The sequence below is a fragment of the Micromonospora sp. DT233 genome (assembly GCF_049841815.1).
Taxonomy (GTDB): Bacteria; Actinomycetota; Actinomycetes; order Mycobacteriales; family Micromonosporaceae; genus Micromonospora.
Genome location: NZ_JBNCLB010000022.1, coordinates 36,928 through 51,062 on the forward strand (window position 1 = coordinate 36,928; position 14,135 = coordinate 51,062).

Consider the following 14,135-nt stretch of genomic DNA (forward strand, 5'->3'; position numbering starts at 1 on the left):
GTGGGCCGGTGGGTGGCTAGTCCGGCCACTCCTGCCAGGTCCAGGTGCCGGCGCCGACGGCGAACATGTCGTCGTCGTCCGGTGTGATGAGTTCCCGGACGCCCTCGTCGTGCAGGAGGAGCACGTCGCCGCTGGCGAGTAGCTGTCCAGGTATGGTGCCGAGCTGCCTGCCGTCGCGGCGCCACTCCTCGTGCAGGTCGGCCATCAGCCGTGCGGTCACGTCACGGGTGAAGCGGAGCGCGGCCCAGCCGTTCCAGTGCTCTGGCCGCACCTGGCAGGGGTACGGTCCGCCGTGCGCCCCGGCGACCCTGACCACCGCGGGACGCCAAGGTGAGAAGTCGACGGCGCGTGTTCCCCCGGGGACGAGCTGCCGGACGGCACCGGTGGTGACGGCTGCGGCCAGCAACGCGGCGATGGCACGGTAGGCGTGCTCGATCGCCGTGACGGTGTCGGCGACGACGCCATGGAGGCGGTCAGGGTCTCGGCTGATGGTGAAGCGCAGGTCGGTGTCCATGATGGTGCTGAGGTGTTCGATGAGGACCGCGCACAGCCGGGCGGACCGCGTGTCGGTCGTGATGACGCGCGGATCGGCCAGGAGGGCGGCTTCGTCGAGGTCGTAGCCGAACTGTGCGGCAACGCGCACCAGCGGGCTTCGCGACGGAGGCATGGGTTTCTCCATTACAGGTCGCGGCGTGCGCGAAGGCCGGCCCGGTGCCGCTGGATCGCGACGGACCGGGCCGGCCTTTGGGCCTCGCCTGGTGATCAAGAGGGCTCGTCTGACGCGGGCGTCGCGGCGGGGCGGTGCCGCGGTTGCCGGTCGCGACTCGGTTGCCGGAGGTGGGTGGCGTGACCGGTCAGGGGGATGACGGCCGGCGGGCTGTGGTTACTCGGCGGTCGGGATGTGGGCGATGTGGCTCGGGTCGACGACGGTGCAGAAGCGACGGTGGACTCCCCGCCAGTAGCGGCCGTTGTTGCCGCCGAGCGCGACGAGGGAGACCTTGTCGCCGGTGACGCGCAGCACGACGTGCAGTTGCGCGGCGGGCCCGGTCCAGCCGGGTCCGGCGACGGTGACGACGCTGCCCGGCCACAGGGCGGTGTGGGCTGCCTGGACGGGGTCCGGCTGGCCGGCGTCGGGTGCTGGCTGGAACATGTCCTTGGGCGCGCGAAGGGGGCGCCCTCCGGTCACGGGTTCGGCGACGAGGTTGACCCGGTGCACCTCGCGCACGCGGTAGACGACAGCCTGCTCGCCTGGTCGGGCGAAGGCCGGGTCGATGACGACGAGGTCGTCCCTGCTAAATGTGTGGCTGGGCATGAGACGCGCTCCTGGGGGGTCTGTCGGGCATGACAAAGCCCCACGGGCGGGGCCGCGTGGGGCTGGTGGGTTCGTGGTGTCGGTGGCGGCGCTCGTAGGTCCTCGCGAGGCCGGAGGGCGGTTCGTGGAAGCGTCCGCTGGCGTCGCTAGTGCGGCTGTGGGCGGGTGAGTAGCGGCTGGACGTGGGCGGGGTACTCGTAGCCGTCGTCCCAGGGGAACCGGCCCTGCTTGTCCGGCCATACGACCTGCTGCAGACGCACGTGGTCCTTGCCGTAGCGGGCGTAGGCGGCCCCGGGGTGCAGCGCCTCGGTGGCCTGCCCCTCGATGATCACCGCGTCGTAGCCGAGGAGCAGGTCCTCGACCCGGTGGTCGGCGGTGAGGGGTTGGGCCCGCTGGTACACGCGGTGGGCCATGTCGTTGAGTAGCGTCTGCGCGGTGAGGGGGTCCAGTCCGGCGATGACCAGCTCGGGAAGACCGCGCTCTGTCAGGCCGATGGTGTAGGCGAAGGGGGCGTGGGCCTCGTCGTGGTCGGGGAGGACGGCGGTCACCGACCAGCCGATGTCGTCGATGTGCTTTTGCTGTTGCCGGAAGAACTCGTCGAGGGATGGCATGTCGTGCTCCTTGGGGATGGTCGGTTAGCGGGCGAGGATGGACGCGGCGTCGCCGAGGAGCAACGAAGCGCCCTCTGGCCCTTTGATGTGTCGGTGGAACCAGACCTTGTAGGGCTGGCCGTCGGCGTTGACGAGGTGCCGCCAGTGGCCTTTCGAGGCGACAGGTCAGCAGCACGCCGTCGCTGACAGGTTCGGGTGTGGGGTTGCTGGGCTGTCAGACCGCGAGGCGGAGTGCGGCCATGGGCTGCCGGCGGGGCAGCGGCATCGGTGCCGGTGGCGGTGGCGTCGCCGGTGTGGTGTGGATGGGGCGGAGCCAGCCGACGAACTTCTTGGCAGCAGCGGCGACGGCGGATACGCGGGCCCGGCCCGGCGTGAATCGCCGCGGGCGGATGGCGGCGTGCTGTGCCCGTTGCGCGTCGCGCAGCGGCGGACAGGGGTACGCCTCGTGGGCGCAGCGCAGGTTGGCGCACCGCTCCGGGTGGTGCCGGTCGGGTTGGTGTGCGGCGGCGACGCGTGCGGCCATGCGCCAGAGCAGGACGTCGGTGACGTCCTCGGGCACGTCGGAGCGGGTGGTGGGCAGCATCCGGGAGGTCCTCTCGAGGGTCGGGGTCAGTGCGGTCACCGCCTGCGGCCGGGGTCGGCTCGGGGCCTGGGGCCCTGTTCGCCGTCCTGGTCCGTTCGGCGGTGACCGCACTGATCGACGCTCGACTCTGCGATCGGATCAAGTCGTCCACACCCCGCCATGCCTGTCCACAGGTTGTCCACAGGCCGCTGGAGTCCGGGACCTCGCGTGCGGGCCGGCGACTGGCCTGGGCTTCGGTGTCCGACGATGTCTATGCGGATGAGGCAGCAGCCGGGCACTTGCGATAAGGCCGTGCTGCCCTTGGCCGGTCGCGCCGAGGTGGGGTGCCTTACCGCCGCGCGGGGCTGGTCGTGGGCGGGGTGGCGTGGTGCGTCGCCCAGAGCCGGGTCATGGCCCGCAGGTGTTCGATCTGCGCGGATCGCCTGCCGAGCAGTGCGTCCAGGCGCGGTCCTCGCGCCTGAACGACGCCGGTGGAGTCGATGGGCGGGGTGCGGTCGCCAGGGCTGGCGGTGAGGACGCGCTCGACGTCGCGCAGCGACTGGCTGATGGTCGGCAGGAGCGCGGCGATCTGCGCTTCGGTGCTGATGAGCGCGGCGAGCACGCCACGCAGTTCCGACGCTACGGTCGGTCGGCTGGTGTCGGCGTAGAGGACGTTGTCGAGCGCCTGGTCATCGATCTTGACGCCGCAGTACTTCAGGACGAGTTGGTTCGCGGTCACGGTCTGCTTCCTTCCTCGGCGGGGTGATGAGAGGTGCCGGGTGCTGGTGCCGGGCTTCGGGGCGGCTGCGCGCTACCGGTTGGTGCTCCGGGGCGGCGGGGGGTTGGCGATGAGGGCGGCCCGGTGGAGGTCGGCGTCGGTCTGGGGTGTTCCGGTGCCGTTGATGAGCTGGTAGATGGTGGCTTCGTCCGCGACGGTGTCGACCCGGGCCCGGACGCAGGGCAGGTCCATCAGCCGGGTGATGCGGCGGGGCGTGCGCAGGCCGGTGACGCGGACGTAGGGGCCGTCGTCGCTGTCCTCGGCGAGGCGGATCCAGTCGGCGGGCAACCAGGAGGCGGGAATGGCCAGGTCGCCGTCCTGCCAGGCGAGGGCGGTCTCGAGGCGCTGCCGGCCGTCGATGACCGCGTAGGTGGTGTGGGCGTCGGGGTCGCTGGCGTGCCAGGCGGCTGCGGTGCGGTCGTTGAGGACGACGGCGGGGATGGGGACTCCCTGCAGCCAGGACCGCATGAGAGCGATGCGCTGGTCGTCGGTCCAGCGGCGGCCACGCTGGTAGGGCGCGTCGAGGATCATCTCGCCGCGACGGATCCGCTCGGTGTATTCGTAGATGGACCAGATGCTGAAGCCGATGGGCAGGGTCGCCAGTGGGGATGTTGTTTGCCGTGTCATGCCGCTCCTTTGCTGAGGATGAATGAGTTGCGCAGGTGGTTATGTCTTTCGAAGGCGGGTTTACTCGACGTCTTCGAGGCGCAGGACGTGCGCGTCCAGCTCGGCCGGCCAGAACTCGCCGCCGACCCGGGACCAGTCCCTCCCGCATGTGGTGCAGGTCCAGGCCTGTCCAATCCCCGGCGCACCGTAGGTCGCCACGAACTCGAGGGTCCCGGCGGCTTGGCAGTCATGCTCGGGGCGGTGCTGGGAGGAGGAATTGCAGTCACTGGCGAGGTTCATCTCTTTCCCCACTTTCAAAATTTCCTTGGTTGTGGCGTGGCTTTCCGGAACGCTCCGCGGAGAACGCCCGTCGCCTTCTGAAATTGGTGCTTTCAGTGGAGTGCTGGTCGATTACCGTGTTCTTTCGCCGAGGGATGCCCCTCGTGCTGCCATGAAGGGCACCGGGTCGGTTGGGTCGCCGTGGAGGTGCGCTTCGAAGTGCAGGTGAGGGCCGCTGGAGTGGCCGGTGGAGCCGACGACGCCGATGGGTTGTCCGACGGTGACGTGTTGTCCGACCGCCACCTGCGGTCGCTGCCCCAGGTGGCAGTAGCGCGTCAGGAGCCCACCGGTGTGGGCGATGTCGACGTACCAGCCGCAGCCGCGGGTGAGCAGGGGGTCCCCGTCGCGGTCGCAGCCCCACCGCGCGCCCGTGCCGGCGTGCACCGCGTCGCAGCGGGCGGTGCGGACGGTGCCGGCGGAGGCGGCGCGGATGATGGTGTCTCGTGGTGCGATGAGGTCTACGCCGTCGTGGTGGGGACGGTCGCTGCTGCGGAAGCCGGACCCGACCGAGGCGGGGAGCGGCCGGGTCCAGGGGCCGGTGGCCCGGCAGCCGGGCGGGGTAGCCGCCGGTGGGCCGGCAGCCCCAGCGATGGCCGCGACGAGGTCGGTAGCGGGGCGCTCCCACTTGGCGTAGGCGTTGGGATAGGCGCTGTTCTGCACGGCCTGCGCCGCCTCGGTCAGCGGCATGGTCTCCCAGCCGCTGACCGTGACCAGTCTGGCGTAGAACGTGCTCGCCGCGTAGACGGGTTCCTGGAGTTGGGCTGCGGTGCCCCAGCCCTGGCTGGGACGTTGCTGGAACAGCCCGACGGAGTCCCGGTCGCCGTCGGGCAGGTTCCGCAGAGTGCTTTCCTGCATGGCAGTGGCGACCGCGATGACCCGCCCACGGGCCGGTATCCCCTGCTCGGTGCCGGTGGTGACGATCGCCGCCGCGTTGGCGACCTGCTCGCCGTCCCACGGGCCTGTCGGTGGCCACGTGCGGGGCGTGCCGGGTGGCGTGGCGGTAGAGGCGCTGGCTGGTGAGACGTTGGCGGGCAGGCACTGCCCGGTGCCGGTGCCGCCCGCGAGAGCACCGCCCAGCCCACCCGCGCACAACACGACCACGGTGACAACGGCAATGACGGCCGAGACCACGGTGCGAATATTCATGGCTGACTCCAGTGCGCGCTGATACGGCAGCGCCGTGTGTGCGGGTAGGGGTGGTGTCGGCAACGGCGACGGCTCTGGCCGCCGGATCGATGAAAGGCTGTGCGCTCGGAGCTCCCGGCCGTGGCGGGTTGTTAACCGCGCCAGACGTCAGCGCCGGTGGACCGCACAAGGACGTGGAGCCGGGTGGATCCCGTCAGTGGGCCTTGTGCGGGGTGCCGGCTTCGAGGCTTCCGCTGATGAGCGCGCCGTCGTGCCGCAGAGCCTTGCAGGCCTCGTGGAAGCGCACGCGTGTGGCCTCGCGATGCTCTCGGACGTGGGCGAGCGTGAGGCTGACAACCTGCAGACGCTGTGCGGCGGTGACGAGATCGTGGCTGGTGGTGCCGTCGTAGACGCTCAGGAGCACCTCGGCGGCGTCGATGAGCAACGCCTCTTGGACGTTGGCGGCGGCGAGGGCGCAGCCGGCGGTGACGAATTCCGAGAGCGCGGCGGTGTTTTGCGCGGCGGTGACGGCGATCTGCTCGGCGTCGAGTGCCGCGCCGCCGAGGCGGGCGAGATGGCGCAGGACGACGGTGACGTCAGTCATGAATTGCTCCAGAAATTGGGGGTTGGTGGCATCCGCCGAGCGAGGCTCGCCGCTGGTCGACGAACACCGCCGGGGGACAGCTGAAAGGCGGGAATGTGGCTGGCAGGCGCCAACCTGACCTGGCCTGGTGGTGGTCAGCGGTCGCGGCGCGGCGGCCAGTCGCGGGGACGGCCACCAGCGGGGATGTCGCCCATCTGCTCGGTGTAGCCGTACACCACGCCGCCGTAGGACTTGGACCAGTACATGGCGATGTCGGCTCGGTGCAGCAGCGCTTCAGGGCCGTGGTCGCCCTGCACGGTGGTGGCGTAGCCGACGCTGGCGACGACGCTGATCTGCCGTCCGTCGAGGGCGAACGGAACGTGGCTGACGTCCTTCCATGCCCGCTCGGCCACCGTCGCGGTTCTTTCGATATCCGCGTCGGCGACGATCAGGGCGAACTCGTCGCCGGAGAGGCGGGCGGCGAACACGCCGGCGCGGCTCAACCGCCGCAGGCGGTCGGCGACCTGGGACAGCAGGGTGTTGCCGGCCCGATGCCCGAGCCGGTCGTTGATCAGTTTGAAGCCGACGAGGTCGAGCACGATGACGCCGACGTGGTCGTGGGCGTGGGTCGCGCGCGTCAGCTGGCGCATCGCCGCGCGACGGTTCGGCAGGCCCGTCGTGTCGTCCTCGATGGCCTGCCGGTGGTAGGTGTCGCGTTCGGCCCGCAGCGTTTCCACGAGGGCCTGCGCGTCGCGGATGACCCGGTCCTGCCGGCCCAGGCGGGCGCGGGCGTGCGCCAGTAGGGTCCGCAGGCGCAGCGCCCACAGGCCGGCGGTGGCGAGTCCCGCGAGGAGCCCGCCCGCAGCGGTGAGAAGGGAGTTCGCTGTCTGAGACACTGGTGTCGCTCCTTGTCTGTGAAGGAGCACCGGGGGTGGGCGTGGCCGCGCCAACGTCGACGCCCGCCCCCGGGCTGCCAAAGGTGGACGGGCGGCTACTCGGCCCGGTAGGTGGCGACCTTGGTGTCGAGTCGCGTGACGGTGCCGGCGATGACGAGCTTGTCCAAGGCGTTGGCCACGGCACCCGCGCTGGCCTTGTTGACCGCGTCGCCGTCGTGGGCCTGGTTGAGCAGCTTGCAGATCTCCCCGACCTTGTAGGCGGTGTCCGGGTTGCGGCGCAGCAGCGCCAGCACCTCGTCGCGCAGTTCTCCCTTGCGGCGTCGGGGCTGCGCCGGCTTCCGCCGCCCGTCGCTGTCCCGCACCCTGGCCTCGGGCTCCGTGGCCTGCGGCGGGGTCTGTTCCTTCGTGTCGACCGCCGGGTCGGCCTGCGGCTCGTCGGTGTGGCTGCCGTCCGGTGCCTGCGGGGCAGGCTGGTTGTGGGCGGCTTCGCTGCCGGTTTCCGGTTGCGGGTCGAGGACGGGCTCGGCCTTCGACGCCGGTCGCGGCACGGCGACGTGGTCCGTCGCAGCGGGGCTGGCCGCTTCCGCCTCTGCGGGGGCGGCGAGGCGGGTTTCCGCCGCCGCCGAGTCGGTCTGCGGCTCGCCGCTGGGGTCCACGGCTGGCGTGCCCTGCGGCTGTTCCTGCGGCGGGGCGTCACCGCGCGGCTCCGGCTCCGGCTCCGGGCTGGGGTGAATGTGTGGCTCGGGCTGGGCGGGCCCCTTGGTGTCCGTCGTCGGCGCGGCGGAGGCTTCCACGCCGCCGGTGGTGGGGGTGAGCGCTGCGGCGGCGGCCTTGCCCGTGTCGGTCAGCTGCCACAGGGTCGTGCGCTGGTCGGTCCGGACTCGCTCGGCGTGGCCGGCGCTCTCCAGTTCCCGTAGCTTCGGGGTGGTCGTCGGGTAGGCGATTCCGATGGACTCGCCGAGCTTCGCGGCGGTGGTGGGACCGTGCTCGGCGAGGGCGGTCAGTACCCGCTGCAGGGTCGACAGGGTCGTGCTGCTGTCGGTCATGCGCCGTTCCTTTCTAGTAGTTCGGGTTGCTAGGCGTGGATGTGGGTGAGGCGCGCACTCATGGACGCTTCGAAGCTCGGCGAGATCAAGTCGGCTGGGTGAAACTCCGACGACATCTGCGGGCCACGAGGTGGGTGTCGCTCGGTGTCGAGGGGCGCGTCCGGATGCGCGGCCGGTTCAGTGGGCGGCGTGGTAGGCGTCGCGGACGGCCGGAGGAATCGCTCCTCGGGTCCTGGCCTCGGGCAGGTTCTGCTCCTGCCAGTGCGTGGCCCACCAGTGGCGCACCTGGGCGTTGGCCTCCCGCTTCTCGGCGTTGGTGCTGCCCTTGGACTGCTTGGGCGTCGCCGCGGTCGGCAGTCGGCGGGCGGCGGCGATGAAGGGCTGGAAGGCGGCCGCCATCTGGTCGAAGTGGGGGCGGGACAAGTCGATCTCGTACCGGACGCCGTTGAAGGCGAACCGGTAGGTGTCGACGCCGTCGGTGGTGCCGTCGAGGTCGTCGTAGACGACGGTCAGGGTTCTGATGGCCATCTGGGGTGTGTCCTTTCCAGGAGGGATACGCAGAAGCCCCGCGCCAGGTGGCGACGGGGCAGGAGTTGGTCGGGTGGTTCCTGCGCGATGGCAGGGGTCGGTCGGTGGTGCTTCGGCCATGGCTGGCGGCGTCGAGCCGAGGGGGGTGTGGGCAGCGGCGAGGTGTGGGGTCGGCCTGGCCCGTCAGCTTCTTCGGTCAGGAAGAGGTACAGGGCGGCCGCTGCTCGGGCCGGGCGGGTGAGGAAGCCCCGGCCCGGGGCGCCCGGCGGGATCGTCGAGGGCGGGGTCGGCGTCGGGCGACCGCCGGTCGGAAACCGGCGTCGACGTCGACGGTGAACATGTCGAATCCGGCGGCGTGGCCGGCGCGGAGCAGGTCGAGCAGTCGGGTGTCGTCGAGGAGCCCGATCTGGGCCTGGCTCGGTCGACGGGGGCGGGGTGGGCTACCGAGCCACTCGTTCCAGGTGATGCCGTGGTCGTAGCGGCGACCGCGACAGCTGCTGCGGAACGGTTCCGCTCTGGCGTCGTCCGCCGGCAGGCGTGGTGCGGAGTTCCCGTCGATGTAGAGGCGGTCGTCGAGGTAGCCGCCGTGGTGGCGCATGAGGTGCAGGGCGGGTGGGGTGTCAGTGGCGACGTGGTCGTCGAGGTCGACCCGTTGGTGGGCAGCGGCGGCGGTTTCGGCCAGGTGCAGCACCGTAGCCAGGTCGAACCAGAGTCGCAGGGGCATCCGAGGCCAACCTTTCCAGAGCTGGGGTGTGGGGTGGAGCCGGTCGGGCGGCACACGGGACCCTTTGGGTGCGAGGGGATGTCCATGTGCTGGCCCGACCGGTCTCCGGTCACTGGTGGTGCAGGTTCACGGCGAAGAGCCGTTGGGCGTCGTCGAGCGTGTCCAGGTAGCGGGCGGCCTGCTCGAGGTAGGTGATCCGGTCAGCGAAGTACGCGCTGGCCGGTCGCAGCCGGTCGCCGGCCTCGGTGAGGAAGGCGTCGGTGCACACCGCCCAGAGGGCGTGGTAGTTGGCGTAGGCGCTCGCACCGGCCTGAAACATCTCCAGGTCGCCCAGGCCGAGGTGCCCCGCCCCGTAGGCCGCAGCGTTGTACATGCGCATGGCCTGCACCCTCGGCTGCCGGTTGAACTCGGCGATCGCGGTGTCCATCGGATAGGCCGACGGGTCGGACAGGTGCTTTTGAAGGAACACCGGCCACGCGGCGGCGGCCTTCGTGCCGGCGACCACGTGGGCCCACTGCGCGTGGCGCACGCTGGCCCCGACGTAAGCGCCGTGGCGCATACCGGCCAGGTCGAGCAGGTGGATCGGTCCGCCGGCGCAGTACCGGGGGCCGGTCTTGGCCTTGCGCAGGTCGATGAGCTGACGGCGCTGCCAGGGGTAGAGGGCCGGGGAGGCCCAGTACCGGGGGCAGCTGGTGCCCGCCACGCCGAGGTGACGTTCGAGGTGCCGGGCGCTGTCGAGCACCGGGGACAGCTGGTCGGGGATGCAGACGGTCATGGTGCGAACGACTGCCCCGGGAATGACCACGGGGGCCGGGGTGGCCACGGGGGCCGTCTTCTTGGCCATGTGGGTCTCCTTGGGGTTGGGCGTGCGGTGGGCACGCGGAGGTAGCCGGTCCACTGGGTGCGTGGGTGCCGGCTGCGGGATGGGTGGGTTGGTGCGAGGTGGCGGGTGCGACCGTCGGGGTTCGTCGCGGGCTGCTGGGCCGACCGGCCGTGAGGCGGGTGGGCGTCAGGTGCCGGGGTGCGGCGAAGAGGCCGAGGGTGGGGCCTGCCGGGTGGGGATATGTGAAGGTGCTGTGGTGCCGAGAACCGTAGCGGCCCGATCTGTCAGCGCGGGACGTGCCGCAGATCGCGAAGAGGGCCTATGACCTGCGCTGTCAGAGGCGGACGGTGGTCAGGGCGGCAGGACCGCTGCTGACTGACAGATCTCCGTGGTCTGACAGCGGGGGATCGTGCTGCGACAGCGGCGGTGGGTGTCCCGTTACGGGGTGGTGTGGTGGGGCTGGTCGGTGGGTGGCTCGGGGTCGCGGCGGACGAACCGGTTCGGGTTCATCGCCGTGTACGGGCCATGATCGCTGGGCAGTTCGTGCAGGTGACGGGGCCAGCCGGGCTCGCTGGCCAGGGTCCAGACGGGTCCGGCGGGGTCAGTGCCGTGCACGGCGGTGGCCATCGGCAGCGTGGCGGGCGCGTCGGTGAGCGCGTGGAGGAGGTTGCGCTCGCGGCCTGGGCTGGGCACCCGGAACAGGATCGGGTAGCGGGGGCCGAAGTGGGTTACCCGCTCGTAGGCGCGCAGCTTGGCCAGGAGCCGCCCGAGCGGTTCGGTGCCGTTGTCGTACTCGAGGAAGAACCCGACCGTGGTGTCGCCGACGGTCCAGACTCCGTGGCCGTCGGGCTGGACGCCGGCGGCGCCGTAGGCGGCGGTGGCGTGCTGTTCGGACCACCACCGCTCAAGCCGGGCGTGTGGGTGGGTGCGGGTGTGGGCGTACAGGTCGGTGAAGAACTCGTTGACGCCGAGCAGGTGGCGCAGTTTGCGGCTGCCGACGATGCGGTTGGCGCGGTCGCGGCTGCTGCGCGGTGGCTTCGCCGCCGGGGTGTCGGGGTCGTGGTAGGCGTCGCGGTGCAGCAGCAGACCGAGCGGGCCGAGGGCGTACAGGTACTGGTTGGAGGCGGCGGCGGTGGTGTCGACGAACCGGTCGAGGGCCTGGATGCGGTGCAGCGTGGTCAGGCGTAGGCGGGCGCTGCGGCCGGAGGGGAACAGGGCCTTGGTGACCTGGTGGGTGGACAGCAGGTAGTGCTCGGCGAGCCAGGACAGCAGCAGCCGGTCACGGGAGGTGAGACGACGGGTGTGCAGGTACGGGTCGGAGGCGGCGGAACGGGGCGGAAGGCGGCTGGACACGACGGGTGCTCCAGAGGGAAGAGAGCCCTCCATACGGAGGGTGTCTGAGTGAGCGGCAGCTGCGGCGGCGGGTCGGCAGGCCACAGTGCGGCGGGAAGATCCCGCCACCGGTGATCTGTCAGCCGGCGCGGGCGAGCGGGTTGGAAGGGGTGCCGGATCCCCTCGGGGATCCCGCTGCGGAAGCCGGTGTCTGACGCGGTGACAGTTCGGTCAGGATCGCGGCTTGCCGGCTCTGCGGCGCCGGTCGTCCGACCGTTGGCTGTGCTGCTTGACCAGGCTGTCGAGGACCGACGGATCCTGGACGGGCAGCGCTTGGGCGACCTGGTGGCGGATCGCGGTGGCCTCGCCCACCACCGGCAGCGGCGGGCGGGTCCGCATGGTGAACGCGGGTGTCTGCCGGCCGTCGGCGACCAGGCGGGCGGCGGCGGTGTAGGCGTCGAGGTGGGCGAGGTCGTGCTCATCGAGTTCCGGCAGGGTGTGCCGGGCCAGGACGCGCGCGTCCTCCGGCGCCACACTGAAGTAGATCTTGTTGCGGGCGTTCGCTGACACGGCCGCGAGGAGTTCCCGGGGGAACTGGGCGAGGTCCTGGTGCGCGAGGGTCATCGCGAGGCGGTACTTACGGGCCTCCGCCAGCATGGTGTCCAGACTTGAGGCGAGGGTCAAGAAGTTCTGGCACTCATCGAGATAGATCGAGCAGTCCTTGCGGCGGTCGGCGGGAACGCGGGCACGGGCGGTCGCGGCCTGCCACACCCGGGCCAGGATCAGCGAGCCGAGCAGGCGGCTGGTGTCCTCGCCCAGCTCCCCCTTGGGAATCCGGACCAGCAGCACCCCGCCGTCGAGGACCTTCGACATGTCGAAGCTCGACCGGGGGTAACGCATCGTCTTACGGACGAAGTCGCGCAGCAGGAACGCGCGGAGCCGGGCCAGCACGGGGCCGATGATCTGCGACCGTAGCGCTGGGGACAGGTCGTCGTACCACTGCCAGAAGCCGTGCAGCCCGTCCGGGTCGTCGAGGTCCACGGTCATCGCCGATCGGAACTGCGCGCTGTTGAGCAGCGGTGGGATGTGCTGCAGGGTGACGTTGGCGTGCCTGAGCAGGGTCAGGCAGGACACCCGCATCACGTCGTCCATCCGAGGCCCCCAGGCCTTGGAGAAGATAGACCCGAAGATGCTCACGAGGTTGTCGACGACCAGGTCGTGGTCGTCGCCTTCGAGGGGGTTCATCGCGGGCGGGTTCGGCTGCGCGGGGTCGAACAGCACGACCCTGTCGGCGACCGTGGCGGGGAGCCGGTCGAGCACGTCGAGGACGAGGTCGCCGTGCGGGTCGAGCACGATGGTGCCCCGGCCGGCCTTGATGTCGTCGATGATCAGGTTCGCGAGCAGTGTGGTCTTGCCGGAGCCGGTCTGGCCGACCATGTGCGTGTGGTAGCGGGCGTCTGGCACGGACAGGGCGACGGCGTGGCCGCCGACCTCGGCGTCGCCGAGGACCTTGCGGCCCCGCCCACCGGAGGGCACGGCGACCGGGACGGGCATGGACTTCGCGCGGGCCCGGTCCAGCCCAGGCACCGCGAGATCGCGGGGAAGCCCCGCCATCGCCGCGAGCTCCGGGGAACTGGTCAGGAAACCCGCACCGAGCCGCCGCGCCGCCAGGACCGCGATGGGGCGCCGCATCCGGGCCCGGTGAGCGAGTTGGTTACGGCTGGCGTAGACGGCGAAGGACGAGGCGATCGCGTCGGCGACACCACGGAGCCGGTGGTAGGGCAGGGTGCCGTCACGGTGGGCGCGGGAGGCGACCGCATACCGGATCCCGGTCTCCCACAACTGGTGGGAGGTCTTGTCGAGGATCGCCCGCACGTCCCGCTCGACGGTCGGGTCCGGGCGGCGGCCGGACGCGCCGCTGGTCGGCCTGCGGGAGTAACCGGGAAGGAAGATGCCGACCAGGTCGGTCAGCACCCCGGCGAGGCTGACCAACGGGACAGCGGTCGCGCCCTGGCGCAGCTGCCCTGCGGCGCGACGCGCCCGCGCGGCCCGTGGGGGCGCGGCGGGTCGGGCGAGGACCTGCACACAGGCGTATTCGCCCTCGTGAAGTTGTGAGCCGGCGGACATCAGGGCGCGCAGCGGGTCGGCGTCGTGGTCGGCGTTCAGCGGCAGCCAATCGGCGGCGACGGGCAGCAGGTGTCCGCCCACCGCGGCAGCCGTTGCCGCGGGGATCGGGGCGTCGGCAGGGCTGCTGGTGGTGGCAGCACCGGGCCATGCCGCGCGGACAGCAGCCTCGACCGCCCCGTTGGGCACCGTGCCGGGCACCCACAGGGAGATCAGCAGCTGCCGGCCGGTCCAGACGTACTGCAGCGCCACGTGCGGTGTGCCGTAAAGCAGCCGCCGGCGACGGGATGGGGTGAGGATGCCGGCCAGGTTCGCCCACAGCGCGGCGGCGCTGTGCTCGTCGACCTCGGGTGGTGGGGCGATGGTGACGAGCCGGGCACCTGCGGCGTGATACCGGTGCTGCCAGAGCGAGACGAGGTTGCGGGCGGCAATCCAGACAAGGAAGAGGCCGGTGGCGACGCCGAGCAACCACGGCCGGTCAGCGGCCCAATCCACTGCCTGGAGGGTCACACGGACAGCCGGAGATGAGGGAACGGTGGAGCTGGGTGCGGTGCCGACGGGGGCAGGTGACGGGGGAGGAAGGAGAGCGGTCATGAGGTGCGCCCTTCGCAGTCACGCGGACGGGGGGGGGGGGGGGGGGGGGGGGGGGGGGGGGGGGGGGGGGGGGGGGGCGGCGTATGACGGGTTGATCGGTCCGGGGACGGGGACGTTTCTGGTGGTGGTGTTCACGGTGGTGGTGGGGGCGG

At 71.5% G+C, this 14,135-nt stretch carries 16 protein-coding genes; all 16 read right to left on the bottom strand.

What is annotated here, in order from left to right; translation table 11 throughout:
* Positions 1-16: 16 nt before the first annotated feature.
* Complete coding sequence (locus tag ACLQ2V_RS27355) at positions 17-667, bottom strand: hypothetical protein (RefSeq protein ID WP_425721464.1); 651 nt, start codon at positions 665-667, stop codon at positions 17-19.
* 216 nt (positions 668-883) lie between these two features.
* Positions 884-1,312 carry a hypothetical protein gene (locus ACLQ2V_RS27360; RefSeq protein ID WP_425721465.1) on the bottom strand — a complete coding sequence of 143 codons (429 nt, stop codon included), beginning with the start codon at positions 1,310-1,312 and terminating at the stop codon, positions 884-886.
* Positions 1,313-1,458: 146 nt separating this feature from the next.
* Positions 1,459-1,923 (bottom strand): DUF4262 domain-containing protein, encoded by a 465-nt coding sequence (locus tag ACLQ2V_RS27365; RefSeq protein WP_425721466.1) that lies wholly within the window; start codon positions 1,921-1,923, stop codon positions 1,459-1,461.
* Between the two features lie 214 nt (positions 1,924-2,137).
* Positions 2,138-2,506, bottom strand: coding sequence for a hypothetical protein (locus ACLQ2V_RS27370; protein WP_425721467.1), 369 nt, complete (start codon positions 2,504-2,506; stop codon positions 2,138-2,140).
* A gap of 328 nt (positions 2,507-2,834) precedes the next feature.
* A complete protein-coding gene (locus ACLQ2V_RS27375) occupies positions 2,835-3,224 on the bottom strand; it encodes a hypothetical protein (RefSeq protein ID WP_425721468.1) in 390 nt (129 codons plus the stop codon).
* Between the two features lie 72 nt (positions 3,225-3,296).
* Complete coding sequence (locus ACLQ2V_RS27380) at positions 3,297-3,890, bottom strand: DUF262 domain-containing protein (RefSeq protein ID WP_425721469.1); 594 nt, start codon at positions 3,888-3,890, stop codon at positions 3,297-3,299.
* A gap of 60 nt (positions 3,891-3,950) precedes the next feature.
* Positions 3,951-4,088 (bottom strand): hypothetical protein, encoded by a 138-nt coding sequence (locus ACLQ2V_RS27385; RefSeq protein ID WP_425721470.1) that lies wholly within the window; start codon positions 4,086-4,088, stop codon positions 3,951-3,953.
* A gap of 192 nt (positions 4,089-4,280) precedes the next feature.
* Positions 4,281-5,354 (bottom strand): M23 family metallopeptidase, encoded by a 1,074-nt coding sequence (locus tag ACLQ2V_RS27390; protein WP_425721471.1) that lies wholly within the window; start codon positions 5,352-5,354, stop codon positions 4,281-4,283.
* Between the two features lie 193 nt (positions 5,355-5,547).
* Positions 5,548-5,937 carry a hypothetical protein gene (locus tag ACLQ2V_RS27395; RefSeq protein ID WP_425721472.1) on the bottom strand — a complete coding sequence of 130 codons (390 nt, stop codon included), beginning with the start codon at positions 5,935-5,937 and terminating at the stop codon, positions 5,548-5,550.
* 134 nt (positions 5,938-6,071) lie between these two features.
* On the bottom strand, positions 6,072-6,812 hold the full coding sequence (locus tag ACLQ2V_RS27400) for a GGDEF domain-containing protein (RefSeq protein WP_425721473.1): 741 nt from the start codon (positions 6,810-6,812) through the stop codon (positions 6,072-6,074).
* Positions 6,813-6,907: 95 nt separating this feature from the next.
* On the bottom strand, positions 6,908-7,858 hold the full coding sequence (locus tag ACLQ2V_RS27405; protein WP_425721474.1) for a MarR family transcriptional regulator: 951 nt from the start codon (positions 7,856-7,858) through the stop codon (positions 6,908-6,910).
* 177 nt (positions 7,859-8,035) lie between these two features.
* Positions 8,036-8,386 carry a histone-like nucleoid-structuring protein Lsr2 gene (locus ACLQ2V_RS27410; protein WP_425721475.1) on the bottom strand — a complete coding sequence of 117 codons (351 nt, stop codon included), beginning with the start codon at positions 8,384-8,386 and terminating at the stop codon, positions 8,036-8,038.
* Between the two features lie 196 nt (positions 8,387-8,582).
* The gene (locus ACLQ2V_RS27415) at positions 8,583-9,110 is read right to left on the bottom strand and encodes a hypothetical protein (RefSeq protein WP_425721476.1); all 528 of its coding nucleotides are present in this window, start codon (positions 9,108-9,110) and stop codon (positions 8,583-8,585) included.
* Between the two features lie 109 nt (positions 9,111-9,219).
* Positions 9,220-9,954: a hypothetical protein gene (locus tag ACLQ2V_RS27420; RefSeq protein ID WP_425721477.1), complete on the bottom strand. Its 735-nt coding sequence runs from the start codon at positions 9,952-9,954 to the stop codon at positions 9,220-9,222.
* A gap of 417 nt (positions 9,955-10,371) precedes the next feature.
* Entirely contained in the window at positions 10,372-11,286 is a 915-nt protein-coding gene (locus tag ACLQ2V_RS27425) for a replication-relaxation family protein (RefSeq protein ID WP_425721478.1), read from the bottom strand.
* 210 nt (positions 11,287-11,496) lie between these two features.
* Positions 11,497-13,983, bottom strand: a complete 2,487-nt coding sequence (locus ACLQ2V_RS27430; protein ID WP_425721479.1) for a type IV secretory system conjugative DNA transfer family protein — start codon at positions 13,981-13,983, stop codon at positions 11,497-11,499.
* Positions 13,984-14,135 lie beyond the last annotated feature (152 nt).